The sequence below is a fragment of the Candidatus Beckwithbacteria bacterium genome (genome assembly GCA_026397255.1).
GTDB lineage: Bacteria > Patescibacteriota > Microgenomatia > UBA1400 > CG1-02-47-37 > JAPLVF01.
In genome coordinates this window covers 177,388-203,701 of sequence record JAPLVF010000013.1, presented here as the reverse complement: position 1 = coordinate 203,701, position 26,314 = coordinate 177,388, and the positions used below count along the sequence as shown (strand labels likewise).

Below are 26,314 nucleotides of genomic sequence, written 5' to 3'. Positions count from 1 at the left end.
ATGGAATTATCTAAGTTGCCTAAAATTGTTGACAAGTCCAAAAAACGGGTTGGCCGTGGTTATGGTTCCGGTTCTGGTGGGCATACCACCGGCCGCGGCGCCAAAGGTGACAACGTTCGCGGCAAAGTCCCTTTGTATTTTGAAGGCACCAAAATGCGCAAAGGCTTGATTCGGCGCTCGCCGATGCTTCGGGGCAAGTTAAGATTTAAGTCTTTCTCTAAGAAATCCTTGATTTTTAATCTTAAAGATTTAAATGTTTTGCCTAAAAACACCGTCGTTACCATCGAAACTTTAATTAAATATAATTTATTACCAAAAAACGCGGTTGGCTTACCGGTAAAAATCTTGGGTGAAGGTGAACTTAAGCATCGTTTGAAGATTGATTTGCCAATGTCTAAGGCCGCTGCGAAAAAAGTGGCGAAATTAAATGCCTAATTTTCTTGCCCCTCTTAAAAAATTGTGGCGTTTTCACGAATTGCGCCGTAAATTTTTAATTACTTTGCTGATTTTTGTTATTTTCCGTTTTGTGGCCCACATTCCCGTTCCCGGAGTTAATCCCGGCGCTCTCAAACAACTTTTCGGCTCCAACCAACTGTTAGGGCTTTTGGATATTTTTTCCGGCGGCACCCTGGCCAACTTTTCCATTATGGCTTTAGGTTTAGGGCCATATATTAATGCTTCCATAGTTTTACAGCTAGCCACCATTCTTTTCCCTAAATTAGAAGCTTTATCCAAAGAAGGCGAGTATGGCCGCGAAAAAATTAACCAATATACCCGGCTTTTAACCATTCCCTTATCGGCGATTCAGTCTGTGGGTATGGTCGTTTTGTTAAAAAATCAGCATATTTTAACCATTTCCAGCCCCTTATCTTTAGTTAACCTGGTTTTTAGCATGATTTGCGGCACAATTTTCTTAATGTGGTTAGGGGAGTTGTTAACCGAATATGGGATTGGCAACGGTATTTCGGTCTTGATTTTCGCCGGCATTGTCGGCCGTCTGCCGGTGTCTTTGTTGCAGACATCGGCCATCAGTCAAACCCTTAATTTATTAAGTGTGGTGACTTTTACGGTCATGAGCTTAATTGTTATTGCCGCCATTGTTTTTGTTAATGAAGCTGTCCGCCAGATTCCGGTAAAATACGCCCGGCGGATCCATGCCTCGGCCACTGCCGCATCCGGTCAAACCACCTATCTGCCTTTACGGGTTAATCAGGCCGGCGTTATCCCGATCATCTTTGCTGTTTCTTTAGTAGTGATGCCTTCCGTTGTCGGTCGTTATTTACAGCAGTTGCCTCAATTTCCTTTTAGCCGTTTTGCCGGGGCCTTCGTCAATTTTTTTGACCCCAACCGTTTACCTTACCACCTGATTTATTTCTTTTTAGTCATCGGTTTTACCTATTTCTATACTGCCGTCACCTTTAATCCGGACAAAATTTCCGACGATATTAAAAAATACGGCGGCTTTATTCCCGGGCTTCGTCCCGGTCGGCCGACCGCTGACTATCTGTCTCAGGTCTTAAACCGGATTACTTTGGCCGGGGCTATCTTTTTGGGTTTGGTGGCCATCTTGCCTTCGATTGCCAGCGGTCTAACCGGGATTACTACTTTAACCATCGGCGGCACCGGCATCTTGATTGTTGTCTCAGTTATCTTGGAAGTTTCTAAAAGCTTGGAATCTCAATTATTAATGAGAAATTATGAAGGGTTCTTATAATATGTTTATTATCTTTTACGGTCCCGAAGGTTCAGGTAAAAGTACTCAGGCTAAAATGCTGGCTGAGAAGCTAAAGTTGCCCTATCTTGGTTCCGGCGATTTAGTCAGAAAATATTCGGCCGAAGACAAAGGAATCATGGGTGAAATCTGCCGGGAATCGTTATCAAAAGGCCACTATGTGGCCGATTCGGAAATGTTTGTTTTGTGGAAAGTCCGCCTGAAAGAGCCGGATGCGGCCAATGGTTTTATTATTGACGGCTTTCCCAGAAATTCCAGCCAGGCGGTCTTTTTAAACGAAAAACTGGAAAAATACGGCAAAACCGTCAATTTTGTCTTTTATCTTCAGGTCAGCGAAGCCGAATCAATTAAACGGCTTCTGGCCCGCAAACGCACCAATCCGGACGGTTCTTTACACGACAGCCCGGAAAAGATTCAAACCCGCTTAAAAATGTATGCTGACCAGGAAGCCGATGTTTTAAAATTTTACCAAGAGCAGGGTTTATTAAGAAAAATTAACGGTGAGCAGACGATCGAGAAAATTTTTGAGGATATATGCCGCGAGATCGAGACCAAATAATTATTGCCGTTGTCGGTATGGCCGGTTCGGGAAAATCTTTGGCTTGTGATTTTTTTAAAACCAAAGGCTATCCGGTTTTACGTTTTGGTGACGAAACCGATCGGGGCTTACGTGCCAAAAATCTCCCTTTAACCGAAACTAACGAACGTCAATACCGCGAGAACTTAAGAAAAGAACTCGGCATGGCCGCCTATGCCATTAAGCTCGAGCCCCGCATTAAAGAAACATTCCACTCCGGAGTGGAATGTATTGTTCTCGACGGCCTTTATTCCTGGGAAGAATACACTTATTTAAAAGCCAAGTTTCCCCAATTAAAATTGTTAGGGATTTACGCCCGTCCGGAAATCCGTTATCAGCGCCTGGAAAACCGTCCGGTTCGGCCGTTAACGGAAATCCAAGCCAAACAGCGTGATTGTGATGAGCTAAAACACCTCAATAAAGCCGAACCGATCGCTTTAGCCGATTATTTAATTGTTAATGAAACTTCTGTCTCCGCTTTCCACCAGGAACTAGAAAAGGCCTTAAATTTTTTCCTACTGGACTAATTCTCAACCCCATGTTATTATTCACTCTGTTTCCTTGACAAATTAAAGACTACCTCGCAAGATGTGGAGGTAGTTTTGTTATTATTATAATTAATTAATGGAGTCAAAAGACATTATCGAAGTTGAGGGAGAGGTGTTAGAATCTCTTCCCAACGCCACCTTTCGGGTGAAATTGACTGGGACTGATAAAGTTGTTCTTTGTCATTTGGCCGGCAAGATGCGTTTATATCACATCCGCGTTCTGCCTGGTGACAAAGTCCGTCTTGAGCAGTCGCCTTACGACACCACTAAAGGTCGGATTGTCTACCGAGAAAAATGAAAGTTCAAGCCTCAGTTAAAAAACGTTGCTTAAAGTGTAAGATAGTCCGGCGCAAAGGCCGGGTTTATGTGCTGTGTACAAATCCAAGGCACAAACAAAGGCAGGGATAAAAATATATGCCCAGAATTTCCGGAATTGACCTGCCCGCTAATAAAAGGATCGAAATTGCCTTGAGTTATCTTTTTGGCGTCGGCCGGCACAATGTCACTAAACTGCTTAAATTAGCCAATGTTGATGCCAATAAGCGCGCCAAAGATTTAAACTCCGACGAAATTGCCCGCCTGCAAAAAGCCGTTGACACGATTTCCGTGGAAGGCTCTTTGCGCGGCCAAATTACTGAGAATATCAAACGTTTAAAACAGATTGGTACTTATCGCGGCTTGCGTCACAGCATGCGCCTGCCGGCCCGCGGCCAGCGCACCCGCCACAACGCCCGGACTAAACGCGGTAAACGGATGACCGTTGGCGCCCTTAAGAAAGAAGAGGCCGCTAAAGTTGAGGCTGCCAAGAAAGAGGATAGTAAATAAATATGGCTAAAAAAGAACTTCCCCAAATCAAATCTGCCAAGCTTTACATTACCGCTTCTTTTAATAATACTTTAGTTTCTTTAACTGACTTAAACGGCAATGTTATTTCCTGGGGTTCCACCGGCGCTTCCGGTTTTAAAGGCGCCCGGAAAGCCACCCCTTTTGCTGCCACTACCGCCATTGACAAAGTGGTTAAAGCGGCTAAAGAAGTCGGGGTCACCTCGATGCAGGTTTTTATCAAAGGCCCGGGTGCCGGCCGCGACGCGGCTCTGGGAGTGATTAAGGCCAGCGGAATTAAAGTCGGTCTGATTGCCGACATTACTCCCATGCCTCATAACGGCTGCCGGCCTAAAAAGCGCCGTCACGGTTAAAGTTTATGTCCAGAACTATTCAGCCTCGTGCCAAAATTGTTAGAAAATTTTCCGAAAATATTTTCGGCTCCAAAAAATTTGACAAAATTTTAGCCAAAAAACCTAATAAACCCGGCATGCACGGTCGGAAAATGATGAGACGTCGCTCTTCCGATTATGCCGGCCAGTTAAAAGAGAAACAGAAATTAAGAGCGATTTATGACGTTTCCGAACGCCAATTTCGCCGTTACTACGAAGTCGCTAGAAAAACTCAAGCCGCTACCGGCGAAAAACTGTTGCAGATTTTGGAGTCCCGTCTGGATAATATTGTCTATCGCGCCGGCTTTGCCACTACGAGGGCAATGGCCCGTCAGCTGGTTAACCACGGTCACGCTTTGGTTGAAGGCCAGCGGGTTACGATTCCCTCCTGCTTAATAAAAGTTGGTCAGGTTGTCAGCTTAAGCCCGAAAACCGCCAGCATTCCCCAGATTGCCAAATTATTGGAAAACAAAGAACTTAATGTGCCTCATTGGCTGGAAAAAAAGGCCGTGCTGGTTAAATTTTCCCGTTTACCCAAACGTGAAGAAATTGATGTTAATATTCAAGAACAATTAATAGTTGAGTTTTACTCAAGATAATTATCCCGACGTTACGTCGGGGGGAGGACATTTATGAAAGTTAATTTTAAAACCATTGCCCAAGCCGAAACTAAAGATTTTGGCAAATTTGAACTCTTTCCTCTGGAAAAAGGTTTTGGTTTAACTGTCGGTAATGCCCTGCGTCGGGTTCTTCTAACCAACCTTCCCGGTGCCGCCATTACGGCTGTGACTATTGACGGTATCACCCATCAATTCACCACTTTGTCCGGTATGAAAGAAGACGTGGTCGAGCTTTTGTTAAACTTAAAACAGGTCCGTTTTGAATTCTCCGGCGATAAACCGGTTGAGGCCCATTTAACTGTTAGCGGTCCGACCAAAGTTAAGGCCGGAGACATTGTCGTTCCCGCCGGAGTTAAAGTTATCAATAAAGATTTGGTTTTAGCCACCTTGGCTGATAAAAAAACCAAATTAAGCGTTGTCTTGGAAGTTAGTCCTGGTTATGGTTATCTGCCGGCAAAAGACCGGGCGCCGAAGAAGCTCTCGGAAATTATTTTAGATGCTTCTTTTTCTCCGGTTGTTCGGGTTAACTACAATATCGAAACCGCCCGGGTGGGTCGCCGCACCGATCTTGATAAATTGGTGATGGAGATTTTTACAGACGCTACCATTAAGCCTTCAAAGGCCTTAGAAGCGGCTGCTAAAATTTTAATTAGCCACTTTAACCAAATTATCAAACCTGTTTTTGAAGCCGAAGAACCGGTGGCTACTGTGGTTAGCAGCGACGACGAAGTCTTAAAATTATCAGTTGAAGAGCTGGATTTACCCACCCGGATTGCCAACGCCTTGAAAAAGGGCGGGTTTGTCACCGTCAAAGATTTAGCTTCCACTACCAAGGAAGCGATTGCCAAAGTGAAAAATCTGGGCGGCAAATCCGTCGACATTGTTCTTAAAAAATTAAAAACTAAAGGGGTTGAAGTGAAATGAGACATCGTCACAAATTGACTAAGCTCGGCCGCAACACTAATCAACGCCAAGCCTTGTTTAGGCAATTGGTTAATTCGTTAATTATTCATGAAAAGATTACCACCACGATTGCCAAAGCCAAAGTTTTAGCCGGCCTAATGGACAAGTTGATGACCCAGGCGAAAAAAGACACTTTAGCCGCCCGGCGCCAACTATTGGCCTTTTTATCTTACAAGCCGGCGGTTCACAAGTTGGTTGATATTCTTGCCCCCCGGACAAAAACCAGAACCAGTGGTTTTACCAAGTTGGTCAGAGTCGGAACTCGCCGCGGCGATAACGCCATGCTCGCCCAGATTGAGTTTATTGATAAAGAAATTAAAAAAGAAGTGAAAAAACCTGAGGTGAAAAAATGAAAACCTACGCCACCAAACAAACTGATATTAAGCGTGAATGGCATTTAGTTGATGCTGACAACCAAGTTCTAGGTCGCTTGGCTTCCGCTATTGCTCAAAAACTTTTAGGCAAAAACAAACCTTATTTTACCCCTCAGCTGGATTGCGGCGATTATGTCGTTGTTATTAACAGCGATAAAATTAGCGTCACCGGCAAAAAATTATTGCAAAAAACTTATTGGCGCCATTCTAATTATCCCGGCGGTTTTCAATCTATCACTTTTGGTGAGCAGCTTAAAAAAGATTCCCGTCAGGCGTTACTTTGGACTGTTTCCAAAATGTTGCCGAAAAACAAATTGCGCGATGCTCGCCTTTGCCGTTTGAAAGTTTTTAAAACTGATCAGCATATTTATCAAGATAAACTTAAAAAGGTTTAATTTATGACAACTGTTAAATCACCTAAATATATTTTTGCTATCGGTCGGAGAAAATCTGCGGTCAGCCGCATCAGGCTGTTTAAAGGAAAAGGGGAGACGTTAGTCAATAATCTTCCCATCGATAAATATTTTCCCGGCGCAGTTTTAAAAAAGCTTTATCAGGAACCATTGGTGACCTGTGATGTTTTGGATAAATATTACGTCACTGTCAAAGTCCTCGGTTCCGGCAAAATGAGCCAATTAACCGCGGTTATTCACGGTCTGGCCCGGGCCTTAGTTAAGGCCAATCCGGATTTTAGACCCCCGCTTCGCCAGAAAGGCTTTATTACCCGTGATCCCCGCGAGCGTCAACGCCGCATGATCGGCATGGGCGGCAAATCCCGTCGCAAAAAGCAAAGTCCAAAAAGGTAACATACAATCACATTCCCGGAATGTGATAGAGGTATTTTTACAAAATCTCGCTTTTGCCGATTTGATTCTCACATTTGGTTAAAATATACACACTTCGGCCGATTTCGTCTTTCCCCACAAATTCACCTTCACCGTTAATAATTGCCTCCATCGGCTTGCATTCCCGGCAACCATTGGTCGGGCACTTAAACCGGTTCAGTTGCCTGGCCAATTTCATCTCTTTGGCAATTTTCAGGATTTTCTCTCGGGCCTTATCAATGTCCGGCAGTTTTCTTTCTACCGGTTCGTTTTCCCTATCAATGTACCAATAACTCATTTTTGTTACCGGCCGTTTTTGCGTGTTGGTTGCCAGCAGATAATAAATTGGCAGTTGCAGTGAATCCGCTTTTTCATTATCTTTACCGGTTTTAAAATCAATAATGTGAACACTGTCGGTTTCTTTCAGGTATTCCAGCCAGTCGATTTTGCCGCACAAAATAATATTGTCTTTTTCCGACAGCCAGTAGTAGGGTAGTTCCATTTTAATTTTTACTGCCAGATTTTTTAGCACCCCGGGATTGGTTTCTACGCGTTTGAGCATTTCTCGGCCCCGTTGTTTATACTCACCCTCAATTTTCTCGTTTAAAAATCCGCCCCGTTTCCCGCTGATTTTTTTCCAGACGACCTCCAGCTTTTCCAGTAAAGATTGGCTAAATCTCCGCTCGACTGATAATACCGACAAACCTTCAACCACTTCGTGGACCGCCTGTCCTAAGGCCATTGCCGGATTAATTAAGGTCGTTTTTCTCCCGGTTTTCGGATCTTTGTAAACATTTTTTAAATAATATGCCCGCGGGCAAGCCAGCCAATCGGAAATTGACGAATGCGATACCCAGACCGCACTGAATTTGTCTTTATCCATAAAAAAATTATATCATCAGCCAATGGTTAATATTTGGGAAACTTTACCTAAACCAATTTTCTGTCTGGCGCCGATGTTTGGCGCGACTGACTCCGCTTTTCGCCAGTTGCTTTGTGAACTGGGCCGGCCGGACTTAATGTTCACCGAATTTATCAATGTCCAGGCCATTTTTTCGCCGGACATCAAAACCGTCACTCAACTTTTATCTTACACTTCTCAAGAACAACCATTGATTGCTCAAATATGGGGATTAGATCCGGAATTGTTTGCCGCCGCCGCTGATTTTATCGTTCGCGCTGGTTTTGCCGGAATAGATATTAACTTTGGCTGTCCGGAACCAAGTGTGGTTAAAAAAGGCGTCGGCGGTGCCCTGATTGACAATCCGGATTTAGCCGGAAAAATTATTCAAAGTACGATTAAAGGCGCCAAGGGTCGTTTGCCGGTTTCAGTTAAAACCCGCCTGGGCTATAAAACCATCAATATCCAGCCTTGGTTTAAATTTTTACTCAATTTTGACTTAGCGGCGGTTTCCGTCCACTGCCGTACCACCAAAAAAATGTCAACAGGCCCGGCTCACTGGAAAGAAATTAAAAAAATTGTGGCTTTAAAAAACCAATTTAACCCCAAAACTTTAATTATCGGCAACGGCGATATTTTTTCCCGGGAAACTGCTTATCAAAGAATCAGGGAAACCGGAGTGGACGGCATTATGATCGGCCGGGGAGTTTTTAAAAACCCCTGGATTTTTAATGCTGTGCAAACTCCCAAAACTAAGACAGACAAAATCGCCGCCTGGCAACGCCATTTAGAAATTTACCGGCAAACCTGGGGTGAAATTAAACCGATTCATCCCCTGAAACGTTTTCTGAAGATTTACCTCAAAGGCTTTAAAGGCGCCTTAAAAATGCGAACCCAATTAATGGATTCTTTATGAAAAAAATTATTTTAGTTTTATTTTTGCTTATCTTTTTAAGCGCTTGTACCTCTAGCGTAGCTCCGACACCAAGTCGGAGCGAAGTGGGGCCCTTGCCTTCACCTACCCCGGCCTTAGCTCAGTTTGGTGCCTATCGTTATGCCTGGGTTAAGTTGGACAACTTAACCAACTTAAGACTCTTACCCAACCATGCTGCCCAGGCCTCCTCAGAAGATTTAGCTAAAACTAATCACTGCCAAGTTCTGGTTAATGGCAATTTTTATGACAAACAGGATAAACCCTTAGGCTGGCTGGTCAGCCAGGGTAAAACTTTATCCCAGCCGATTGCCAGCAGTTTATTCAACGGCTTTTTATCACTTTCTACCTCTAAGGTGGAAATTAGCCCATCAGTTCCGCAGGGTTCAGTCGATCTTGGCTTACAATCCGGCCCGTTGCTGATTTTTGATTCCCAGCCTTTGCTTTTAAAAATTAGCCAAGATCATCCCCGCCGTCGGGTCATTGCCGCTTTAAATGATCAAAATCAGCTGATTTTTCTGGTTATAACCGGGGTCGACTCCCTTTTTAGCGGACCGTTATTAGCGGACACGCCCAAGCTGGTGGTCGCCTTAGGTCAGGCCATTAACCAGAACTTAGGCGTAGCTCTTAATTTAGACGGTGGTTCTGCCTCAGCCTTTATTACTCCTGAAGTGCAACTCCCTGAATATTCTTACATCGGTAGTTTTTTTTGTTATAATTAATTATATGAAAAAATTTTTACTGATTCTGTCTTTTTTCCTGGGTTTAGGCTTAGTCATTAAATTTATTCCGTTTTCTATTGAACAACCGGCTTCGATTACCGTCACCGGCGAGGCCAAACAAAACGAAGCCCCTCAAATTGCCAAGTTTAGCGCCAGTGTTGTTTTTACTAATCAAACTAAACAAACGGCCGTTGATTTAGTTAATCAAAGCATGACTAAAATTATCCAAAGTATTAAAGATTTTGGCATTGACCCCAAAGACATCCAAACTCAGCGGGTTTCGGTTTATCAAACTACCAAAGAAAAAATTTTAGTCTGGCAGGCCTCCAATTCTGTTAACCTTACTCTAAGGGATATTAATCAGGCCTCTGCCTTAACCGATTTGTTGCAAGGCCTTGGCGCTACCAATGTTTCCGGCCCCAGTTTTTCTTTGGACGACACTACCCAATTTCAAGCCGCTTTATTGCAAACTGCCATTGATAATGCCCGGGAAAAAGCCACGGTTGTCGCCAAAGCTTCTCGTCGTCGACTGGGTAAAATTTTAACTGTCAGTGAAGGTGGCACCTCTGCCCCTCGGCCGGTTTTTATGTCTGCCAAAGCCGAGGTCGGTGGTGTCCCTGCTCCAATCGAACCCGGCACGGAAACCGTTTCCAAAACCGTCACCGTCACCTTTGAGCTAAAATGAGTACCCTCATTTCTCGTAAGCTGCCTAGGTTACTAAAGTTACTTAGTCTGATTTTGATTCTTCCCTCACTCTTATTAAATTACTTTTTATTAAATAAATCTCCGGGCGGTGACATTAAAGTTATCGGTGTCATTGATGGCGACACCTTGGTTATGGACGGCAAAGTCCGCTTGCGCTTAAGGCATATTGACGCGCCGGAACTGGAATTTTGTGGCGGCGAGGAAGCCAAAGACCTGCTGACGAAATTGGTTGACCAAAAAAAGATCCGGGTGGAAGAAAAAATCATGGACCAGTATGGCCGGCCGATGGCCCTGGTTTATATTGGCGATACTTTAGTCAATTTAAAAATGCTGGAATCCGGCTGGGCCAGATACCACAGCGATCAGACTTCTCAAACCGAACCAATTCAAGCCGTCGCCAATCAAGCCAAAACCGATCGTCTCGGAATTTACAGCCCCAAATGCTACCAAAAAGAAAATCCGGATAACCCAAAATGTAATATTAAGGGGAATATTGACAAAAACTCCACTGCCAGAAAATATTACCTGCCCAACTGTGCCCAGTACGCTTTTACGATTGTGGAAAAAGATATCGGTGAAGACTGGTTCTGCACCGAGAAAGACGCCCAGGTCGCCGGCTTTGTTAAAGCCGCCACTTGTCATTGATGTTTGTTCTTGACATCAATCTAAGTTATAAGTCATATTAATCTAGTTATGGTTCAAGAACCAAAACCACTATCTCGCCGAGATGCCTTAAAAGCAGGTGGGGCAATAGTCGGGGCAGTAGTCGTAAGCCGACTTTTAACAGCCTGTGGTCTAAAACCGCCATCTACGGAAGCCCCGCCGCTAAAACCCACACCAACACCCGAAACCCCGGATGATCCGGACAACCTGATTGTTGTCAACGGCGCTGATGCAAAATGTATTTGTCAGACTAAAATAGGCACTTCTCCGGGGATATTTGCCGCGGTGGACAACGCTGAAACAACTATAAGTACAAACGCTTATGCTCTTAACTGGATTAAGGCAGATAAAACTGATGCCGTCCTCTTTCGCGGAGAAAGCGGTCTTGGCAAGAATGCGATAATGACTCTGGCCAATCTTTTTGAAGAAAAACAGTTTAATGATTTACCTGAACTTTCAGAATATAATCCCAATGTTTGTCAACCTGGAGACGTTGTCTTGTTTGGTAAAACCAGCGTAATTGAATACAATTTTTCTCAGTTAAGAGACGGCAAATTAAAGTCAACCCTAAATCAATATCTTGATGTGGTCTACGGCTACGATCAAAGGAGAAAAATCAATACTTTGACTTTAGCCATGGTTGTTCAGGACAACGACCAATGGCAGACAGCCACCCTTAGAGTTTTTGAGAAACCCGAAACCGGTGGCGACTGGACAATTAAAGCCTAAACAAGATTACGCCTTACCAACTACCCCCGCCGCCGCCGCCGAAACCACCGCCTGATGAACCGCCGGAAAAACCGGAACCGCCTGACCAGGAAGACGAACCGCTCCATTTTGAGCCGCTCGGCGAGCTGATAATTGCCGCAGTGCTGTTATTAGTTAAATGATTTAACTGGGAATTAAAATTCACCACGCTAAAACCCTGCAAATAACTAGGCGGCGGAATTCCCAAGCCGGCCATATCCTTAGCCAGCTGATTGACTACTCCCAAAGCAATTGCTAAAGGCAGCATATCGCCTAAAAACAAGTTTTTCTCGGCAATTTCTTCCCGCCATTTCCCTTTACCTAAATACCACTTTAAGCCTTCAATTTGTCGTAACAGTGAGTATCCCCAGGCGGTTCTGGCCGGCATATTTTTCACGAGCATGATTAAAGGGATAAGAGTTAAAGCCAGTATGCCAATTGGTCCGGAATTAGCCGTTAAACTGGCAAAATTTATTACCCCTACCAGCCCGCCGGCCATCATCAGAAAACCAATACCGGTCCACTTAGTTTTTACCTGTTTGGGGTTGCCGTCAAAGATTTTTTCGTCGGCCAAATACTGGTTCACTTTTTTCCTGAATTCTTCCAAATACTGGTAAAAACTATTTTTCATTTCTGATAATTTGACTGTTTGCTTGTTACCAAAAATCTTTTCCAATAAATATTTTTGGTAATTTCTTAAATTTTTCGTGTCTTTATTTTGTTTGGTCAAAACATAATCAGTGTTTTTATACAGGAATTTTTTCACTTCCGTTCTTTTAATCGTCAAAAATCCCAACCGCCCCAGTTCAATTATTTCTGCCACCACATCTTTGGTATCCACTTTCTGATCTAAAATTGTCCCGGCTTCACTCGGCGTCAGGTTGTCAATCGGCGAGTAAACACTGGGTAAAAATTTGTGTTCAAATATTGCCACAGTCTTAGTTTTTTGACCCTTTACATACAAATTATCGGTTGTGTAGCGTTTATCCCGGCCTTTTTTCAGCCAAAACCCAAACATCACTAAGACCGGCAGCAGGGCGACCGGATAGCCCCAGTTATTGATTGTAGTTTTTGCTGCCATTTGAGTTTTCGTCGGCCAAATCAATTGGCTGTTTTTATCCAAAGCCACGGCAATCGTCAGTTCGCCTTCGTTATAATCCTGTCTTTTAATAATCGGTGCAAACGGCGAAATTACTTCGGCTGAGGCCGTGGCAATAGTTGTATCCCATTCATGCCCGGTCACGTTCCAATAGAGTTCGTCATGCTCAGGGTATCTTTGGAGAATATTATTAAGCTGGTATTTAATCACGTAGGTTTGTTTGCCGATAATCGTTTTATTAGGATCACCGATTTGCAGTTTGATACTTTGGTTGAATCGGCTGCTTGAGTAGGGAGCATTTATCGACAGCAACTTAAATTCACCGTTAATCGTCCGGCCGTTAGCGGAATAAATCACCGGAATAATCCGAAAAATTCCGTGTTTAGCCACATTAAAATTCGCCTCAATTGTTTCCGTGACGGTTAAGGAAGTGTCCTGGTTAATTTCAATCAGGCTTTTAAAGTTATCAACTGTATAATCTGCGGCTAAAACTGAACTTACCGGAAATAATAACCAAATCAATAAACTGATTAATATTTTTTTCATTGGTCGGGGATGACAGAATTGAACTGTCGCCACGCGCACCCCATGCGCGCATTCTACCGTTAAACTAATCCCCGTTCTCCTGAATTTTATCACATAAAATTCGGCTTGACAGTTTCGGTAAATCTTTGTTTAATGGTTTTATGACTACCGATCCCAAACTTCAGGCAATTAAAGTGGCAATGGAGCAGATTGAAAAGCAGTACGGCGCCGGCGCGATTATGAAATTGGGCGATAAAAAACATCAGGAGGTCGCCTCCATTTCTACCGGTTCCATCGCCTTAGATATTGCTTTGGGTGTTGGCGGTTTGCCCCGCGGTCGGATCAGTGAAATTTTCGGTCCGGAGGCTTCCGGTAAAACCACCATTTGTCTTCATGTTATTGCCGAAGCCCAGAAAGCCGGCGGCACGGCTGCCTTTATTGATGCCGAACATGCTCTTGATCCTCAACGCGCCCAGTCTATTGGTGTCAAATTGGACGACTTATTGATTTCCCAGCCGGATACGGGCGAGCAAGCCCTGGAAATTGCCGAGACCTTAATTCGCTCCGGCGCCATTGATGTTATCTGTATTGATTCAGTTGCTGCCCTTGTGCCTAAAGCCGAAATTGAATGGGAGATGGGTGATTCCACTATGGGGATGCAGGCGCGGTTGATGAGTCAGGCTATGCGTAAGTTGACCAGCGCCATTGCCAAATCCAAAGCCGTGATTATTTTTACCAACCAGATCCGGATGAAAATCGGCGTCATGTTCGGCAATCCGGAAACGACGTCCGGCGGTAAAGCCTTAAAATTTTATTCTTCCATCCGTTTGGATTGCCGCAAGATTGCCAATATTCAGGACGGCGAAACGATTATTGGTTCCCGCCACCGGATTAAAGTCGTTAAAAATAAAGTTGCCCCGCCGTTTCGCCAGGCAGAACTGGATATCTTAAATGTCGGTGGGATTTCTAAAATAGGCGGCCTGATCGATTTAGCCGTCGACTACGGCATCATTGTTAAATCCGGCAGTTTTTATAAATATGGCAACGAAGTTCTAGGTCAGGGCAAGGAATCTGTCCGTTTGTTCCTAACCGAAAATACCAAATTAACCAAAATTATTGAGACGGAAATTTGGAAACGCGTTAAAGAAGGAGTTGATTCTAATGAAAAACACCGCCGCGGCCGTCCGCCAAAAACTGATTAATCGGGGCTTAAATCTCTTATCTTACCGTCCTCAAAGTATCGCCGAATTTACCACTAAACTTAAAAGAAGCGGCGCCGATCAGATTACCATCAATCAAGTAGTTGACCATTTTATTAATGAGGGACGGTTAGATGATTTCCAGTTTGCTAAGTGGTGGGTGGATCAAAGAATTAAGTTTCGGCCTCGCGGCAACATTGCTTTAAAACAAGAATTATCCCAAAAGGGCGTTAGTCAGGATATTATCGATGATGTTTTATTATCTTATGAAGACGAGTTGCAGTTGGCCAAATCACTCCCTTCAAATAAACGGTTGAGTCGTGGTTTTTCTTACCGAGTTATTGACGCCTTGGCCGCCGACGAGTAAAATACCTAGATAGTTGATAAATGGTAATTAGAAGATATAAATGTTACTAAAAATAAAACAAATCAGTCAATCTTCTTCCGCTCCGGCAGCGGAGTAATCTTCCATTTGTCTTCAGAAAAAGAGGTTTATGTCGTTTTTTAAACGTTTTTCTCAAATTATTAAAGGTAAAGCCATCCTAACCCCGGCCACAGGCCGGTCGTCCTTTGGACGAAAAAAAATTGTTCCTCCGGTCGACCTATCGGCTGCAGAGGCTAAAGCCAGAGAGCTCATTATTGAAGCTAAAGATCAAGCTTTTGAAATTAAAAAACAAGCCGATGCCTCTGCCCAAAAAATTATTAATGAAGCCCAGGCTTCAAGAGAAAAATCCGTCCACCAGTTGGCGGAAGTTGATCATCGTCTTGGCGCTGTCGAACAACGGGAAAAAAGTGTTACCGGCCATGAAAGACATCTTCAGGAACAGTTGAAAAAAATCGAGGAAGTCAAAAAACAGCAGCTGGAAAAATTAGAAAGAGTGGCTAAATTAAATCAAACCGAAGCCCACGATTTAATTTTGAAGTTATATCAGCGCCGGATGACCCGGGAAATCGCCGATATTATTCGTGAGTCTGAGAGTCAGGCCAAAGCTGAAGCCGAAGACAAAGCCCGGGAAATTCTGATTGAGTCTATGCGTCATGCGGCCACCGATTATGTGGCCGAATACACCGTTTCTTTAGTCAAAGTTACCGATGAAGACATTAAAGGCAGGGTGATTGGCCGCGAAGGTCGCAACATCCGCACTTTTGAAAAAGTCAGCGGCGTCGAAGTTGATTTAGATGAGGTTGGTGTGATCCGTTTATCCTGTTTTGATCCGGTTAGGCGGGAAATTGCCCGGGTCGCTTTGGAAAAATTGATTGCCGATGGTCGGGTTCAGCCGGCGCGCATTGAAGAAATTGTCGCTCACACCCAAAAAGATATTGAGCGGATTATGCGGACTGAGGGTGAAAAACTTTGCCACGCGGTTAAGGTTTTTAACTTACCCATCGAAATTATTGATATGCTCGGTCGGTTTAAGTACCGCTTTTCTTACGGTCAAAACATGATTACTCACACTTTAGAGGAAACCCAGATTGGCCTGAAATTGGCCTACGAAACCGGAGCTGATCCCAATATTGTTCGTCTAGGTTGTTTACTGCACGATATCGGCAAAGTCATCGACGAAGAGGAAGGCACTCACGTTGAGCTGGCAGTTAAATTTTTAAAAACCCATCATATTCCCCAAGCGGTGCTCGACTGTGTCGCCGAACACCATGAAGATAAGCCGTTTTCCTCGGTTGAATCAATGCTGGTATATATTTCCGACGCCATTTCCGGTTCTCGTCCCGGCGCCCGTTATGCTGACCATGAGGGTTACTTAAAACGGATGACGCAGTTGGAAGATATTGCTAAATCGTTCGAAGGGGTTGAATCCGCCTATGCGATTCAAGCCGGTCGGGAAGTCCGGGTCATTGTTAAACCGGAAGTGCTTACCGACGATCAAAGTGTTAAGTTAGCGAGCGACATAAGAGATAAAATTAAAGACGAAGTCAAGAATTTCCCCGGTCAAATTAAAGTCAACGTGATTCGGGAAAGCAGAGCAGAGGCAATTGCCAACTAGTTTAATCAATTAAACTGCCTCTTGATTTAGCTTGATACAGCGGTTATATTTATTGTCGATATGACCAAAACCGACATTATTGAAATCATTGCTAAAAAAGCTCATTTAACTAAAAAAGCGGCCATGGAAGCCATTGATGCTTTTTTAGACGAACTTGTCCGCCAGATAGATCGGGGCGAAAAAGTCGTCCTTTCCGGCTTTGGCACGTTTAAAATCAGTAAAGTCAAAGATAAAAAAGGCCGCAATCCGGCCACCGGCCAGGATTTAATCATCAAAAGCCACCGCGTCGTTCGCTTCTTAGTCGGCAAAACCCTCAAGCGTTTGGTGAAAAAATAAACCCTTTCTTTCGTGCTAGAATTGGTTCATGAAAAAGAACTTCTTGGTTTGTTTCGTGTTGATTGCCCTGTCAGTTTTTTTAATGCGCAGCCTGTTTAATGTCGGTTTTCCCCAATCTCACGACGGTGAAATGCATTTGGCCCGTTTGGCCAATCTTTATTTGGCCGTGCGTGACCACCACCTGCCGCCGCGCTGGGCCGGCAGTTTAAATTACCAATACGGCTACCCGGTTTTCAATTTTAGCTATTATTTAACCGAATTTTTAGCTTGGCCTTTATTCTCTTTAGGCTTATCAATTGAGTGGAGTTTAAAGCTGATTTTAATGATTAGTACCGTGGTGGCCCCGATTGCCTGGTATTTTTTCTTACTGCCATTATTCGGCAGTTTCTCGGCTTTTATTGCCTCGGTTTTTGCTTTAACTGCCGTTTACCCTTGGGTAAATTTTCTCGTCCGCGGCTCGACCGGAGAAATATTGGTTTGGTCGATTGTGCCGCTGTGCTTGCTTTTTTTAAGGCGGTTAATTCAAAAACCGGGCCGTATAAGTTTTTTTCTCGCCACCAGTTCACTGGTTGCTTTTCTGCTTTGTCACAACATCAGTGTTATTTTTGGTTTGCCGCTTTTATTAGGCTTTAGCCTTGTTAGTTTATGGGGCCAGTCAAAGAAGAAGTGGTTAATCGCTGGTTTAAGTTTTTTAATCAGCGTTGGCTTAAGCTTGTTTTTTTGGCTGCCCCTTGTCATGGAACAGCAATTTACGATTATTAAAGCCGTTCATCCGATATTGCGGTTTTTAGACCATTTTCCTACTTTAGGACAGTTATTTTTTTCTAAGTGGGGTTTTGGTTTTTCTTTTCCCGGCACCGGCGATGGTTTAAGTTTTAATTTCGGCCCCGGCCATTGGTTAATTATTGTTTTATTAATTATTGCCCTGATTTTTAAACGTCACCTGAAAATTAATAAAAACTTAGCTTGGTTTTTCTTAATTTCCTTTGCCGGTTTTATGTTTTTAAGCCTGCCCATTTCCCAATGGTTTTGGTTGCGCTTACCTTTCATTTACGAAGCCCAATTTCCCTGGCGCCTGCTTTTATTTATGAGCCTTAGCGTGATTTTTTTAGCTGCCTTTGTCGCCAAGGCTTGGCCGCGCTTGAGTATTTTAGTTGCTTTGGTAGCTATCGTTTATGCCGGTCTTAATGTTCATTCTCAGGGCTTTATTCATGCTCCGGACATGAGCTATTTCCAATATCCGTTTACCTCTACCACTGAAAATGAGTACCGGCCTCAATGGTTTGAGACTGACAAAGCTCTTAAATTGGCTCAAAATACCGACCGGGTTTTTAATGCCGATAAAAGCGTCGTTCAAGTCTGGCAAACCCAAAAACATCTTTACACGGTTACTGTTCCTAAAGACCAACCGGTTTTTGAAAAAACTGCTTACTTTCCTGGTTGGGAAGTGACCGTCGATGGCCAGCCGGCCCAAATTATTTATGACCGTCAGGACTATCCTGGTTTAATTGGCTATAATCTGACCGCCGGCACCCACACCGTTATCTCCACTTTTACCGAACACACTCCCGCCCGCCAGCTAGGCGATAAACTTTCTCTTGTCAGTCTTGGATTATTTACTTTAACTCTATTTTTCTTCTCTCGTCTGTTAAAATACTTCTCGTGATGAAAAAGACTAGAACTTACTTTATCTATACTTTCGGTTGCCAGATGAATAAGGCCGATTCGGAACGGATTGCCGGCGATTACCAAAAGCGGGGATTTAAACCGGCGAAGAACATTCAAACAGCTGATGAAATTATCATTAACACTTGTTCTGTCCGTAAATCCGCCGAAGATCGGGTAATTGGCTTACTTCTAAATTTGGCCAAAAATAAAGGCAAGAAAAAAATAATTCTTACCGGCTGCATGATTCATTACGGCCAGGAAAAATTATTGGACATGCTGCCTGCTGTTGATGAAATTTTACCCATCAACGAAGTCGGTTTTAACCAAGCCAGCATCAGGCGGGACCAGCATCACGCCTGGGTGCCGATTAGCAACGGTTGCAACTCCTTTTGTTCCTACTGTATTGTCCCTTACTCCCGCGGCCGGGAAACCTCCCGTCCTGAATTAGACATTCTTGTCGAAATCCGCCAGTTGGTGGAAAAAGGTTACACCGAAATTACCCTTTTGGGTCAAAACGTTAATTCTTATGGTTTGGATAAAGTCGGCATTGGTTTGAGGAAATCTCAGCCCAGGCAAGATGTTCCACCATTTGTTCAACTTTTGGAAAAAGTTTGCCGCTTTAATCAATTAAAGTTAATCAGGTTTATGACTTCCAATCCTTGGGATTTTTCCGATGCTCTGATTGACTGTATTGCCAAAAATAAAAAAATTGACCGTTATGTCCATCTGCCGGTTCAATCCGGCTCAAACCGGATTTTAAAACTCATGAACCGCGGTTACACCTGGCAGGATTACTTGAAATTAGTTAAAAAATTAAAAACTAAGGTCAAAGGTTTGACTTTGGGAACGGATATTATTGTCGGCTTTCCCGGCGAAACCGAAGCCGACTTCCAAGCCACGGTTAATTTAGCTAACCAAGTTAATTGGCAAATTGCCTTTGTTAATCAGTATTCGCCCCGGCCGGGAACAGCTGCCGCAAAAATTCCCGATGATGTTTCCGCTGCCGAAAAAAAACGCCGTTGGCAGATTTTAGAAAAACTGATTAACTTAAAACATTTTAAAAATAGACCCAAGGTGATTAAATGACCAAAATTTTAATTATTTGCGGCCCGACGGCGACCGGAAAAACCAAACTAGCCGTCCAGTTGGCCAAGCAATTCTCCGGTGAACTGATTTCCGCTGATTCCCGTCAGGTTTACCAGGGGATGGATATTGTTACCGGTAAAGACAAACCCAAAGGGGTGAAAATTCACGGCCTGGACTTGGTTAAGCCGGACGAAGAATTTTCCGTCGCCCATTTTGTGAAACTAACCCGCACTTTAATTAATCAAATTAGCTTTCCGATTATCGTCGGCGGGACAGGCTTATATTTAGACAGTTTAATCAAGCCCCCGTCAACAATTTTCGCGAAACCCAACTGGAAATTACGCGAAAAATTATCTTTTTTTTCTATTCCTAAACTACTTAAGTTACTAAAGCAACTTAATCCTAAACGGTTGATGCAGATGAATCACTCAGACCAGTTAAACCCCCGCCGTCTGATCCGCGCCATTGAAGTTGCTATTCAAAAAGGTCCAACCTTTTTGTCCAAAGGGTTGGACCTTAAAGAGAATAATCTACTATGGATCGGGTTAACCGCTGAGAAAAAAATATTAGATCAAAGAATTAAAAAGCGGGTTGAGCAAAGAATTAAATCTGGAGCAATTCAGGAATGGCAAAAACTAAAGAAACAATATGGGTCGAATTTACCCTCGATGTCTGCCATCGGCTATCATCAACTGCCGGATGTTAATAAATGGATTGTGGCCGAACAGCAATATGCCCGCCGCCAGCTAACGTGGTTTAAGAAAAATAAAGCGATTCGCTGGTTTGACATTGACGCTAAAGATTTATTTAAATTGGTAGCTAGACAGGTAAAAGCTTGGTATACTAAAAAATAGTATGGACACTTCTCATAAAGTGGAGATTTCTTATAAGACGATTATTTTTACGGTCTTTTTCCTGATTTTTACCTGGTTTTTATATCGAATTCGTTATCTTTTGCTTTTGCTTTTTGTCGCTGTAATTTTCATGTCTGCCCTTAGTCCCTTGGTTGATAAGTTAGAAAAACGTAAAATTCCTCGTTCTGTTGCCACTCTGTTTTTTTACATTTTATTTTTGGCCTTGATATTTTTTGGCGTTGCTTCTTTAATCCCGCCTTTAGTTGAGCAAACCTCTAAATTCTTAACCCTTTTCCCCCAAAACCTTAATCAACTCACTAAGGGAAGAGTTGATTTATCCATGTTCCAACCCCAACTAAATACTCTGCCGCAACAAATTCTTAAAATTGCCCTCGGGGTTTTTGATAATATCATCGGTTTATTTACTTTCTTGGTCATTGTTTATTACCTGATTATGGAACGCAAAAATATGAAAAAATATTTATTATTTCTTTTTGGCCACAATGCCAAAGAAGAACACGCTGAAGAATTTATTGTAAAGCTCGAAAAAAAACTGGGTGGTTGGGTTCGCGGCCAATTAACTTTAATGTTGATCGTCGGGTTAATGTCTTATCTTGGCCTAACTCTTTTAGGGGTAAATTTTGCCATTCCCTTAGCCTTTTTAGCCGGTTTATTGGAAGTTATTCCTACTGTTGGTCCGACTTTATCGGCCATTCCGGCAATTCTGGTTGCCTCTGGCACTTCACCGCTATTAGCTTTGGCAACGCTAGCTTTGTATTTTGTCGTTCAGCAGGTGGAAAATCAATTAATTGTTCCCCGGGTAATGTCCAAAGCGGTTGGTTTAAGCCCTTTAGCGGTAATTCTTGCCTTAATGGCTGGCTTTAAAATTGCCGGTCTTGCCGGGGTAGTTTTGTCCGTTCCCGCCGTTTTACTGATGGAAATTGTTTTTAAAGATCTTTATCTTAAACATTATAAAAAATAAGCCCTATGAATTTTTGGGCTTTAAGTTCTTCAGCTGTCTTAAAGCAAGTTGACAGCTCTGTGCAAGGGTTAACTCATTCTCAGATTACTGGTCGTTTAAAAACAAATGGGTTTAATCTTGTCGAAAAAGAATCGGCTCGGCCGGCACTAAAGATTCTTCTTTTGCAGTTTCAAAATTGGTTGATTACTGCGCTTTTATTAGCCGCCCTCATTTCTTACTTTTTAGGTGAGCGCTTGGAATCTTTAGTGATTATTAGCGTAGTTTTTTTAAGCGTCTTTTCCGGATTTATTCAGGAATATCGGGCCGAAAAGGCCTTAAAAAAATTAAGAAAATATATTTCTCATAAGGCCAAAGTTTTACGTGACGGCCTGTGGCAACAAATAGACAGTCAAAACCTGGTAATCGGGGATATCGTTCAGTTGAGAATCGGCGATATTGTTCCGGCGGATATGCGCCTTATTAAACTTGATAGTTTGTTAACTAACGAAGCGGTTTTAACCGGCGAATCAATTCCCGTGGTGAAAAAAGTTTCCCCGGTCAGCGCCAAATATTTTTTACCTCAGGATTTAATCAATCTGGTTTTTATGGGAACGGCCGTGGCGGGCGGGCGGGCCACTGGTGTGGTGGTCGCTACCGGCAAAAACACTTTCTTTGGTAAAACTGCCGCTTATTTAGGCCAAAACACTTCCGAAACCGAATTCCAAGTCCAAACCCGTAAATTTAGTCAATTTCTTTTCCGGGTGATTTTAGTTATGACAGTTTTTGTTTTTGTGGTTAATGCTTGGCAAAACAAAGGCGTTTTTAACTCATTCTTATTTGCTTTAGCCTTGGCAGTCGGGATTACCCCGGAAATGTTACCGGCAATTATGACGATCACTTTATCTCAGGGGGCTTTGCAAATGGCCAAAAAAAAGGTGATTGTTAAACGTTTAATGTCGGTTGAGGATTTGGGTAATATCGACACGCTCTGCACGGACAAAACCGGCACTTTAACCGAAGGTAAATTTTCTTTATCAGACTTTATTACCCTCGATGGTCAGAAAGACTTAAATTTAGTCGCTAAAGCCTTGGTTTGCACCAGTGGTTTTAATTCCACCGACCAAGCCTTGCGGGAATCAGAACCCGCCCAACTGGTTGCTTCAAAATTAAAAGAATTTAAAGTGATTGACGAAAATGAATTTGATTTTGACCGCCGGCGGATGAGTGTCTTAGTTAAAATTAATCACCAGCCCAACTTATTAATTGTTAAAGGTGCCCCGGATTCAATTTTAAGTATTAGTCAACTTTCCTCAACTAAACGCCAGCAGGCTAATCGCCAAATTGCCGGCTATGAAAATTCCGGCTTTCGGGTCATCGCGGTCGCGGAAAAACAGCTTAATCACAATACTTCTTCCCAGAGAGACGAAACGAAAATGACCTTAATCGGCCTCTTGTTGTTCACCGATCCGGTTAAACTGCATGTTAAAGAATCCCTGGTTTTATTAAATAAATTAGGAATTGATGTCAAAATCATCAGCGGTGACAGTCCCCTGATTACTTATGCTGTCGCTAAACAAGTCGGTTTAACTATCGATAAAACCGACATTATTACCGGGGACCTTTTAGCCAAAATGTCTGCTGCCGATCTAGCCACAACCGTTAATAGGTTTTCTGTTTTTGCCCGGATTACTCCGGAATTAAAATATAAAATCGTTAAAAGTTTAAATCAGAAAGGTTGCGTTATCGGCTTTTTAGGCGATGGCATTAATGATGCTCCGGCCTTAGAAGCGGCCGATGTGGGTATCGCGGTCGATACCGGCACCGATATTAGTAAAGACGCTGCTGACATAATTTTATTGAAAAAAGATTTACAAATTTTAGCTGAGGGAATCCAGGCCGGCCGGAAAACTTTTGCCAATATTATGAAGTATATTTTAAATACCATCAGCGCCAATTTCGGCAACATGTTTACCGTTTCGGTTTCCTCGCTGTTTTTAAATTTTATTCCTCTTTTACCCTCGCAAATTTTACTTAATAATTTTATTAGCGATGTTCCGCTTTTAACCGTGGCCACTGATAATGTCGATCGGGAATTTATTAAAAAACCCAAACATTGGAATATTAAGATGATTGGTCGGTTTATGACTTATTTTGGCTTAATCAGCTCCTTTTTTGATTTAGCCTTAATTTTACCCTTGCTTCTCCTCTGGAAAGTTCCTCCGGGAATTTTTCGCACTGCCTGGTTTGTCGAATCATCTTTATCGGAAATGATTGTCACTTTTGCCATCAGAACCAGATTGCCTTTTTATAAAAGCCTGCCCAGTTTTTGGTTAATCGGTTCAACGCTTCTTTCCTGTCTTTTAGTGATTGCTTTACCGCTTTTAATCTTTGGTCATAAATTTTTTGAGTTTCACTCGCTCTCTTTATCCATTTGGACCTGGCTTGCCGCGGTTTTATTTTTATATTTTATGACCACCGAATTTTTGAAGCGCTGGTTTTTTAACCGTTACGAAAACTCCTGATATTTTTTAAAAAACGCTAGGAAGCTGTAAGCCGGATTCTGTTTCACCCGCCATAGCTTTACGCGACGACGGGTATAGATGACATCTCTCTATGCCTTCAAGCTTTTGGCCTCGGGGAAGCGTCCTCAAGCGGCCAGTTCGGAAGTTGCTGCGGGGAGAATTACCCAAGCCCCTGACAACGTAGGCGTCAGGGTCGTTTCACTTCGACCGCCATAGCTTTACGCGACGGCGGTCTACTCGTCTCTGTGGCTTCACTGTGTCCGCTGGCCATGCCCAGCGGACCCAAGGCTTTCGCCCAGCACCCTGCTTCCAGCAGTCCGGACTTTCCTCCCCAGCATAGCTCGTGAGAGCGACGTGGGGCGTCATCCCGCTTCCTAGCTTGATTATTATATCAAAAACCAGGTAAACTAAATTGTACTCTCCGCCTTTGGCGGAAAAGGGGGTGATTATTATTATGAATACATGGCAAGATGCACTTCTTTTAGCAGCATCAAATGTTTTAACTGGTTTCTTTTCTTTTCTGCCGAGTCTTTTTGGGGCTTTAGTCATTTTCTTTGTCGGCTTAGTTTTGGCCAAATGGGCGAAAGCTTTAGTTGTCAAAATTCTTTCTGCCATTAAGCTTGATTTACTGGTCCAAAAAAGCGGGATTGGTTCTTATTTAAATAAGGCTGACGTTCGGGTTAAAGCCGAAGTCTTTTTTGGCGAAATTGTCCGCTGGCTCGTTTTACTAGTTTTCTTTATTGCCTCAATTAATGTTCTTGGTCTTACCACCGTTTCTACGGTTTTAAATGGTTTATTGGCTTATTTGCCTCGAATCATTTCTGCCGTTTTAATTTTAACGGTCGGTGTCTTTTTAGCCGGCCTCGTTGAAAGCTTAATTAAAGGCGCGGTTAATCAGGTGGATATTAAAACCAGCCGAATGCTTTCTAAAATAGCCAGTTATTTAGTAGTGATTGTAGCCGCTCTCGCCAGCATTAATGAGTTGGGGATTGCCCAGTCTTTAATTAACATTTTATTCATTGGGGTGATCACCACTCTTTCTTTAGGTATAGGTTTGGCGATTGGTTTGGGCGCCAAAGATTTGGTGTCACAGATGCTTAATGAGTGGTACAGTCAGGGCAAAAAGAAGAAAAAGTAAATGACAATTTTAGCTGTAATTATCCTTTCTCTGGTGGAGGGGACTTCTGAATTTCTGCCGATTTCCTCAACCGGCCATCTTATCTTGGCCAGTCGGCTGTTGCAGATTCCCCCAACCGAGTTTGTCAAAACCTTTACCATTGTCATTCAGTTGGGGGCGATTTTAGCGGTTTTAGTTTTATATTTTCCCCGGCTTATCCGCAACTTTAAACTTTGGTCGAAAATTATCGCCGCTTTTATCCCGACGGCGCTAATCGGCCTGGTTTTATATAAATTTATCAAAAGCTTTCTGTTAGGCAATCTGCTGATCGATATTCTGTCTCTTTTTATCGGCGGCGTTTTAATAATTGTCTTGGAAAAAATATTTGCTGCCAAGCCCCGCCAACTTAAAACCATGGATCAGTTAAGCCTGGTTAAAAGCGGGACAATTGGTTTGGTTCAGTCAATTTCCGTTATTCCCGGCGTTTCTCGGGCGGCCGCGACAATTTTCGGCGGTATGGGTTTGGGCTTGACCAGGCAAGCGGCCACGGAATTTTCTTTCCTTTTGGCAATTCCTACAATGGCCGCCGCCGCCGGACTTGATCTTATTAAAACCCGGTTGGCTTTTACTTCTCACGAATATTTATTAATTTTGATTGGTTTTATCGGCGCTTTTATTTCCGCGCTTTTCACCGTTAAATGGCTGATTAATTTTGTTTCCCGGCACTCTTTTATCGGTTTCGGTATTTATCGGATTCTCTTGGCTTTGGTGTTTTTTATTTTGCTCCAGTAGGTCTAGCGAATGCTCACCCTCCGCCTAACCTATAGTTTTTTTGATATAATGTACTCATGGGAAAAGAATTGATTCGGCCTTCTGAGTTCCTCAAAAATATCTCTCCTCATGACAAAGAAGTAATACTATTAGCTACAGCCTTCTTTTGGGGAAAATTTAACCGGCAGGCGATCCACGATGAAACTTTTAAACCAAGTTTGCCTGGAATTGTGACTGATGATCCCCATTTAATAGGCTTATTAGGATTTAGTGCGGCTCAACAAGCAAATGCTGATATTGAAGGAGACGCTCCTGGTAAGATTTCCGAAGCTATTATCAACAACCCCTCTAGAAATAAATTATTTAATCATTTAAAAAATGAAGAAATTGAACAAATTTGCCATAGGCTTGAGATAGCCTTTGAACTTGATGAGTTGGCAGCGAAATCTGAGTGCCGTTCATTATATACAGATGTTAGTCCGGAATTATTTGCCATAGCCAGAGCATCGGAAATACTATGGGAACGTAATAGAAGTCTTAACATTAGGTGGTTTAATATCCCTGATGGATCAGTTCGAAAAGCAATCGTAGAAGCGGTAATAAAAGAGTGTTTTCCCCATCAGCTATTGAGTAATCACACACCCGGTGTGTGATA

General features: G+C 43.0%; 32 protein-coding genes and 1 tRNA gene. 30 read left to right on the top strand and 3 right to left on the bottom strand.

From position 1 onward, the window contains the following. The 13 genes from NTZ93_03560 to rpsI all read left to right on the top strand — a co-directional run bounded on the left by NTZ93_03560 (nt 1) and on the right by rpsI (nt 6,834). Entirely contained in the window at nt 1-435 is a 435-nt protein-coding gene (locus NTZ93_03560) for an uL15 family ribosomal protein (GenBank protein ID MCX6816916.1), read from the top strand. After that, a complete protein-coding gene (gene secY, locus NTZ93_03555; GenBank protein MCX6816915.1) occupies nt 428-1,714 on the top strand; it encodes a preprotein translocase subunit SecY in 1,287 nt (428 codons plus the stop codon). The genes NTZ93_03560 and secY overlap by 8 nt, the downstream gene beginning before the upstream one ends. Nucleotide 1,715: 1 nt before the next feature. Next, nucleotides 1,716-2,291 carry a nucleoside monophosphate kinase gene (locus NTZ93_03550; protein ID MCX6816914.1) on the top strand — a complete coding sequence of 192 codons (576 nt, stop codon included), beginning with the start codon at nt 1,716-1,718 and terminating at the stop codon, nt 2,289-2,291. Continuing rightward, nucleotides 2,267-2,836, top strand: coding sequence for an AAA family ATPase (locus NTZ93_03545; protein ID MCX6816913.1), 570 nt, complete (start codon nt 2,267-2,269; stop codon nt 2,834-2,836). The genes NTZ93_03550 and NTZ93_03545 overlap by 25 nt, the downstream gene beginning before the upstream one ends. A gap of 97 nt (nt 2,837-2,933) precedes the next feature. Beyond that, nucleotides 2,934-3,155 (top strand): translation initiation factor IF-1, encoded by a 222-nt coding sequence (gene infA, locus NTZ93_03540; GenBank protein MCX6816912.1) that lies wholly within the window; start codon nt 2,934-2,936, stop codon nt 3,153-3,155. Next, nucleotides 3,152-3,265: a 50S ribosomal protein L36 gene (rpmJ, locus tag NTZ93_03535; GenBank protein MCX6816911.1), complete on the top strand. Its 114-nt coding sequence runs from the start codon at nt 3,152-3,154 to the stop codon at nt 3,263-3,265. Before infA ends, rpmJ begins: the two co-directional genes overlap by 4 nt. Before the next feature lie 6 nt (nt 3,266-3,271). Continuing rightward, nucleotides 3,272-3,682 (top strand): 30S ribosomal protein S13, encoded by a 411-nt coding sequence (gene rpsM, locus NTZ93_03530; protein MCX6816910.1) that lies wholly within the window; start codon nt 3,272-3,274, stop codon nt 3,680-3,682. 2 nt (nt 3,683-3,684) lie between these two features. Further along, on the top strand, nt 3,685-4,053 hold the full coding sequence (rpsK, locus tag NTZ93_03525; GenBank protein MCX6816909.1) for a 30S ribosomal protein S11: 369 nt from the start codon (nt 3,685-3,687) through the stop codon (nt 4,051-4,053). A 5-nt stretch (nt 4,054-4,058) separates the two neighbouring features. Beyond that, complete coding sequence (rpsD, locus tag NTZ93_03520) at nt 4,059-4,670, top strand: 30S ribosomal protein S4 (protein ID MCX6816908.1); 612 nt, start codon at nt 4,059-4,061, stop codon at nt 4,668-4,670. 33 nt (nt 4,671-4,703) lie between these two features. Beyond that, complete coding sequence (locus tag NTZ93_03515; GenBank protein ID MCX6816907.1) at nt 4,704-5,615, top strand: DNA-directed RNA polymerase subunit alpha; 912 nt, start codon at nt 4,704-4,706, stop codon at nt 5,613-5,615. Next, the gene (gene rplQ / locus NTZ93_03510; GenBank protein MCX6816906.1) at nt 5,612-6,007 is read left to right on the top strand and encodes a 50S ribosomal protein L17; all 396 of its coding nucleotides are present in this window, start codon (nt 5,612-5,614) and stop codon (nt 6,005-6,007) included. The genes NTZ93_03515 and rplQ overlap by 4 nt, the downstream gene beginning before the upstream one ends. Further along, a complete protein-coding gene (gene rplM / locus NTZ93_03505; protein MCX6816905.1) occupies nt 6,004-6,423 on the top strand; it encodes a 50S ribosomal protein L13 in 420 nt (139 codons plus the stop codon). Before rplQ ends, rplM begins: the two co-directional genes overlap by 4 nt. A 3-nt stretch (nt 6,424-6,426) precedes the next feature. Then, a complete protein-coding gene (rpsI, locus tag NTZ93_03500; GenBank protein ID MCX6816904.1) occupies nt 6,427-6,834 on the top strand; it encodes a 30S ribosomal protein S9 in 408 nt (135 codons plus the stop codon). A 37-nt stretch (nt 6,835-6,871) separates the two neighbouring features. Here the strand turns inward: rpsI and NTZ93_03495 are convergent, their stop codons facing one another. Further along, entirely contained in the window at nt 6,872-7,735 is an 864-nt protein-coding gene (locus NTZ93_03495) for a PD-(D/E)XK nuclease family protein (protein ID MCX6816903.1), read from the bottom strand. Between the two features lie 22 nt (nt 7,736-7,757). Between NTZ93_03495 and NTZ93_03490 the strand changes: the two genes are divergently transcribed. Genes NTZ93_03490 through NTZ93_03470 form a run of 5 tightly spaced genes read left to right on the top strand, consistent with a single transcriptional unit; the run spans nt 7,758 to nt 11,503 of the window. Then, entirely contained in the window at nt 7,758-8,669 is a 912-nt protein-coding gene (locus tag NTZ93_03490; protein ID MCX6816902.1) for a tRNA-dihydrouridine synthase, read from the top strand. Further along, complete coding sequence (locus NTZ93_03485; protein ID MCX6816901.1) at nt 8,666-9,406, top strand: phosphodiester glycosidase family protein; 741 nt, start codon at nt 8,666-8,668, stop codon at nt 9,404-9,406. The genes NTZ93_03490 and NTZ93_03485 overlap by 4 nt, the downstream gene beginning before the upstream one ends. Nucleotides 9,407-9,410: 4 nt before the next feature. Then, a complete protein-coding gene (locus NTZ93_03480) occupies nt 9,411-10,091 on the top strand; it encodes an SIMPL domain-containing protein (protein ID MCX6816900.1) in 681 nt (226 codons plus the stop codon). Further along, nucleotides 10,088-10,756: a thermonuclease family protein gene (locus tag NTZ93_03475; protein MCX6816899.1), complete on the top strand. Its 669-nt coding sequence runs from the start codon at nt 10,088-10,090 to the stop codon at nt 10,754-10,756. The genes NTZ93_03480 and NTZ93_03475 overlap by 4 nt, the downstream gene beginning before the upstream one ends. Before the next feature lie 48 nt (nt 10,757-10,804). Further along, entirely contained in the window at nt 10,805-11,503 is a 699-nt protein-coding gene (locus NTZ93_03470; protein ID MCX6816898.1) for a hypothetical protein, read from the top strand. 13 nt (nt 11,504-11,516) lie between these two features. On the opposite strand, the gene NTZ93_03465 is transcribed toward NTZ93_03470, so the two are convergent. Next, on the bottom strand, nt 11,517-13,166 hold the full coding sequence (locus NTZ93_03465) for a DUF2207 domain-containing protein (GenBank protein ID MCX6816897.1): 1,650 nt from the start codon (nt 13,164-13,166) through the stop codon (nt 11,517-11,519). Then, nucleotides 13,167-13,240: transfer RNA gene (locus tag NTZ93_03460), tRNA-Pro, on the bottom strand. It abuts the gene before it with no gap. 66 nt (nt 13,241-13,306) lie between these two features. On the opposite strand from NTZ93_03460, the gene recA reads away from it, so the two are divergent. The 12 genes from recA (at nt 13,307) to NTZ93_03400 (ending at nt 26,312) form a co-directional block, all read left to right on the top strand. After that, the gene (gene recA / locus NTZ93_03455) at nt 13,307-14,347 is read left to right on the top strand and encodes a recombinase RecA (GenBank protein ID MCX6816896.1); all 1,041 of its coding nucleotides are present in this window, start codon (nt 13,307-13,309) and stop codon (nt 14,345-14,347) included. Continuing rightward, nucleotides 14,307-14,711, top strand: coding sequence for a regulatory protein RecX (locus NTZ93_03450; GenBank protein ID MCX6816895.1), 405 nt, complete (start codon nt 14,307-14,309; stop codon nt 14,709-14,711). Before recA ends, NTZ93_03450 begins: the two co-directional genes overlap by 41 nt. A 127-nt stretch (nt 14,712-14,838) precedes the next feature. Then, entirely contained in the window at nt 14,839-16,344 is a 1,506-nt protein-coding gene (gene rny / locus NTZ93_03445; GenBank protein MCX6816894.1) for a ribonuclease Y, read from the top strand. 60 nt (nt 16,345-16,404) lie between these two features. Beyond that, nucleotides 16,405-16,680, top strand: a complete 276-nt coding sequence (locus NTZ93_03440; protein MCX6816893.1) for an HU family DNA-binding protein — start codon at nt 16,405-16,407, stop codon at nt 16,678-16,680. Nucleotides 16,681-16,708: 28 nt separating this feature from the next. After that, the gene (locus tag NTZ93_03435) at nt 16,709-18,346 is read left to right on the top strand and encodes a hypothetical protein (protein MCX6816892.1); all 1,638 of its coding nucleotides are present in this window, start codon (nt 16,709-16,711) and stop codon (nt 18,344-18,346) included. Further along, a complete protein-coding gene (locus NTZ93_03430; GenBank protein ID MCX6816891.1) occupies nt 18,346-19,434 on the top strand; it encodes a MiaB/RimO family radical SAM methylthiotransferase in 1,089 nt (362 codons plus the stop codon). The genes NTZ93_03435 and NTZ93_03430 overlap by 1 nt, the downstream gene beginning before the upstream one ends. Next, nucleotides 19,431-20,288 carry a tRNA (adenosine(37)-N6)-dimethylallyltransferase MiaA gene (miaA, locus tag NTZ93_03425; protein ID MCX6816890.1) on the top strand — a complete coding sequence of 286 codons (858 nt, stop codon included), beginning with the start codon at nt 19,431-19,433 and terminating at the stop codon, nt 20,286-20,288. The genes NTZ93_03430 and miaA overlap by 4 nt, the downstream gene beginning before the upstream one ends. Nucleotide 20,289: 1 nt before the next feature. Beyond that, on the top strand, nt 20,290-21,270 hold the full coding sequence (locus tag NTZ93_03420; GenBank protein MCX6816889.1) for an AI-2E family transporter: 981 nt from the start codon (nt 20,290-20,292) through the stop codon (nt 21,268-21,270). Nucleotides 21,271-21,275: 5 nt separating this feature from the next. Beyond that, nucleotides 21,276-23,771 carry a magnesium-translocating P-type ATPase gene (gene mgtA, locus NTZ93_03415; protein MCX6816888.1) on the top strand — a complete coding sequence of 832 codons (2,496 nt, stop codon included), beginning with the start codon at nt 21,276-21,278 and terminating at the stop codon, nt 23,769-23,771. Between the two features lie 454 nt (nt 23,772-24,225). After that, nucleotides 24,226-24,909, top strand: coding sequence for a hypothetical protein (locus NTZ93_03410; protein ID MCX6816887.1), 684 nt, complete (start codon nt 24,226-24,228; stop codon nt 24,907-24,909). Next, nucleotides 24,910-25,680: an undecaprenyl-diphosphate phosphatase gene (locus NTZ93_03405; GenBank protein ID MCX6816886.1), complete on the top strand. Its 771-nt coding sequence runs from the start codon at nt 24,910-24,912 to the stop codon at nt 25,678-25,680. Between the two features lie 56 nt (nt 25,681-25,736). Continuing rightward, a complete protein-coding gene (locus NTZ93_03400) occupies nt 25,737-26,312 on the top strand; it encodes a hypothetical protein (protein ID MCX6816885.1) in 576 nt (191 codons plus the stop codon). Nucleotides 26,313-26,314 lie beyond the last annotated feature (2 nt).

What these genes read in the sequence shown, in the direction of transcription:
- NTZ93_03480 (MCX6816900.1), top strand. Translation starts at nt 9,411, where the DNA reads ATGAAAAAATTTTTACTGATTCTGTCTTTTTTCCTGGGTTTAGGCTTA.
- miaA (MCX6816890.1), top strand. Translation starts at nt 19,431, where the DNA reads ATGACCAAAATTTTAATTATTTGCGGCCCGACGGCGACCGGAAAAACC.
- rplQ (MCX6816906.1), top strand. Translation starts at nt 5,612, where the DNA reads ATGAGACATCGTCACAAATTGACTAAGCTCGGCCGCAACACTAATCAA.
- rplM (MCX6816905.1), top strand. Translation starts at nt 6,004, where the DNA reads ATGAAAACCTACGCCACCAAACAAACTGATATTAAGCGTGAATGGCAT.
- NTZ93_03450 (MCX6816895.1), top strand. Translation starts at nt 14,307, where the DNA reads ATGAAAAACACCGCCGCGGCCGTCCGCCAAAAACTGATTAATCGGGGC.
- NTZ93_03495 (MCX6816903.1), bottom strand. Translation starts at nt 7,735, where the DNA reads ATGGATAAAGACAAATTCAGTGCGGTCTGGGTATCGCATTCGTCAATT.
- rpmJ (MCX6816911.1), top strand. Translation starts at nt 3,152, where the DNA reads ATGAAAGTTCAAGCCTCAGTTAAAAAACGTTGCTTAAAGTGTAAGATA.
- NTZ93_03475 (MCX6816899.1), top strand. Translation starts at nt 10,088, where the DNA reads ATGAGTACCCTCATTTCTCGTAAGCTGCCTAGGTTACTAAAGTTACTT.
- NTZ93_03410 (MCX6816887.1), top strand. Translation starts at nt 24,226, where the DNA reads ATGAATACATGGCAAGATGCACTTCTTTTAGCAGCATCAAATGTTTTA.
- NTZ93_03560 (MCX6816916.1), top strand. Translation starts at nt 1, where the DNA reads ATGGAATTATCTAAGTTGCCTAAAATTGTTGACAAGTCCAAAAAACGG.
- NTZ93_03420 (MCX6816889.1), top strand. Translation starts at nt 20,290, where the DNA reads ATGGACACTTCTCATAAAGTGGAGATTTCTTATAAGACGATTATTTTT.
- recA (MCX6816896.1), top strand. Translation starts at nt 13,307, where the DNA reads ATGACTACCGATCCCAAACTTCAGGCAATTAAAGTGGCAATGGAGCAG.
- NTZ93_03470 (MCX6816898.1), top strand. Translation starts at nt 10,805, where the DNA reads ATGGTTCAAGAACCAAAACCACTATCTCGCCGAGATGCCTTAAAAGCA.
- NTZ93_03435 (MCX6816892.1), top strand. Translation starts at nt 16,709, where the DNA reads ATGAAAAAGAACTTCTTGGTTTGTTTCGTGTTGATTGCCCTGTCAGTT.
- mgtA (MCX6816888.1), top strand. Translation starts at nt 21,276, where the DNA reads ATGAATTTTTGGGCTTTAAGTTCTTCAGCTGTCTTAAAGCAAGTTGAC.
- NTZ93_03400 (MCX6816885.1), top strand. Translation starts at nt 25,737, where the DNA reads ATGGGAAAAGAATTGATTCGGCCTTCTGAGTTCCTCAAAAATATCTCT.
- NTZ93_03485 (MCX6816901.1), top strand. Translation starts at nt 8,666, where the DNA reads ATGAAAAAAATTATTTTAGTTTTATTTTTGCTTATCTTTTTAAGCGCT.
- NTZ93_03430 (MCX6816891.1), top strand. Translation starts at nt 18,346, where the DNA reads ATGAAAAAGACTAGAACTTACTTTATCTATACTTTCGGTTGCCAGATG.
- NTZ93_03440 (MCX6816893.1), top strand. Translation starts at nt 16,405, where the DNA reads ATGACCAAAACCGACATTATTGAAATCATTGCTAAAAAAGCTCATTTA.
- rpsM (MCX6816910.1), top strand. Translation starts at nt 3,272, where the DNA reads ATGCCCAGAATTTCCGGAATTGACCTGCCCGCTAATAAAAGGATCGAA.
- rpsD (MCX6816908.1), top strand. Translation starts at nt 4,059, where the DNA reads ATGTCCAGAACTATTCAGCCTCGTGCCAAAATTGTTAGAAAATTTTCC.
- secY (MCX6816915.1), top strand. Translation starts at nt 428, where the DNA reads ATGCCTAATTTTCTTGCCCCTCTTAAAAAATTGTGGCGTTTTCACGAA.
- infA (MCX6816912.1), top strand. Translation starts at nt 2,934, where the DNA reads ATGGAGTCAAAAGACATTATCGAAGTTGAGGGAGAGGTGTTAGAATCT.
- NTZ93_03550 (MCX6816914.1), top strand. Translation starts at nt 1,716, where the DNA reads ATGTTTATTATCTTTTACGGTCCCGAAGGTTCAGGTAAAAGTACTCAG.
- NTZ93_03490 (MCX6816902.1), top strand. Translation starts at nt 7,758, where the DNA reads ATGGTTAATATTTGGGAAACTTTACCTAAACCAATTTTCTGTCTGGCG.
- rpsK (MCX6816909.1), top strand. Translation starts at nt 3,685, where the DNA reads ATGGCTAAAAAAGAACTTCCCCAAATCAAATCTGCCAAGCTTTACATT.
- NTZ93_03405 (MCX6816886.1), top strand. Translation starts at nt 24,910, where the DNA reads ATGACAATTTTAGCTGTAATTATCCTTTCTCTGGTGGAGGGGACTTCT.
- rpsI (MCX6816904.1), top strand. Translation starts at nt 6,427, where the DNA reads ATGACAACTGTTAAATCACCTAAATATATTTTTGCTATCGGTCGGAGA.
- NTZ93_03515 (MCX6816907.1), top strand. Translation starts at nt 4,704, where the DNA reads ATGAAAGTTAATTTTAAAACCATTGCCCAAGCCGAAACTAAAGATTTT.
- rny (MCX6816894.1), top strand. Translation starts at nt 14,839, where the DNA reads ATGTCGTTTTTTAAACGTTTTTCTCAAATTATTAAAGGTAAAGCCATC.
- NTZ93_03545 (MCX6816913.1), top strand. Translation starts at nt 2,267, where the DNA reads ATGCCGCGAGATCGAGACCAAATAATTATTGCCGTTGTCGGTATGGCC.
- NTZ93_03465 (MCX6816897.1), bottom strand. Translation starts at nt 13,166, where the DNA reads ATGAAAAAAATATTAATCAGTTTATTGATTTGGTTATTATTTCCGGTA.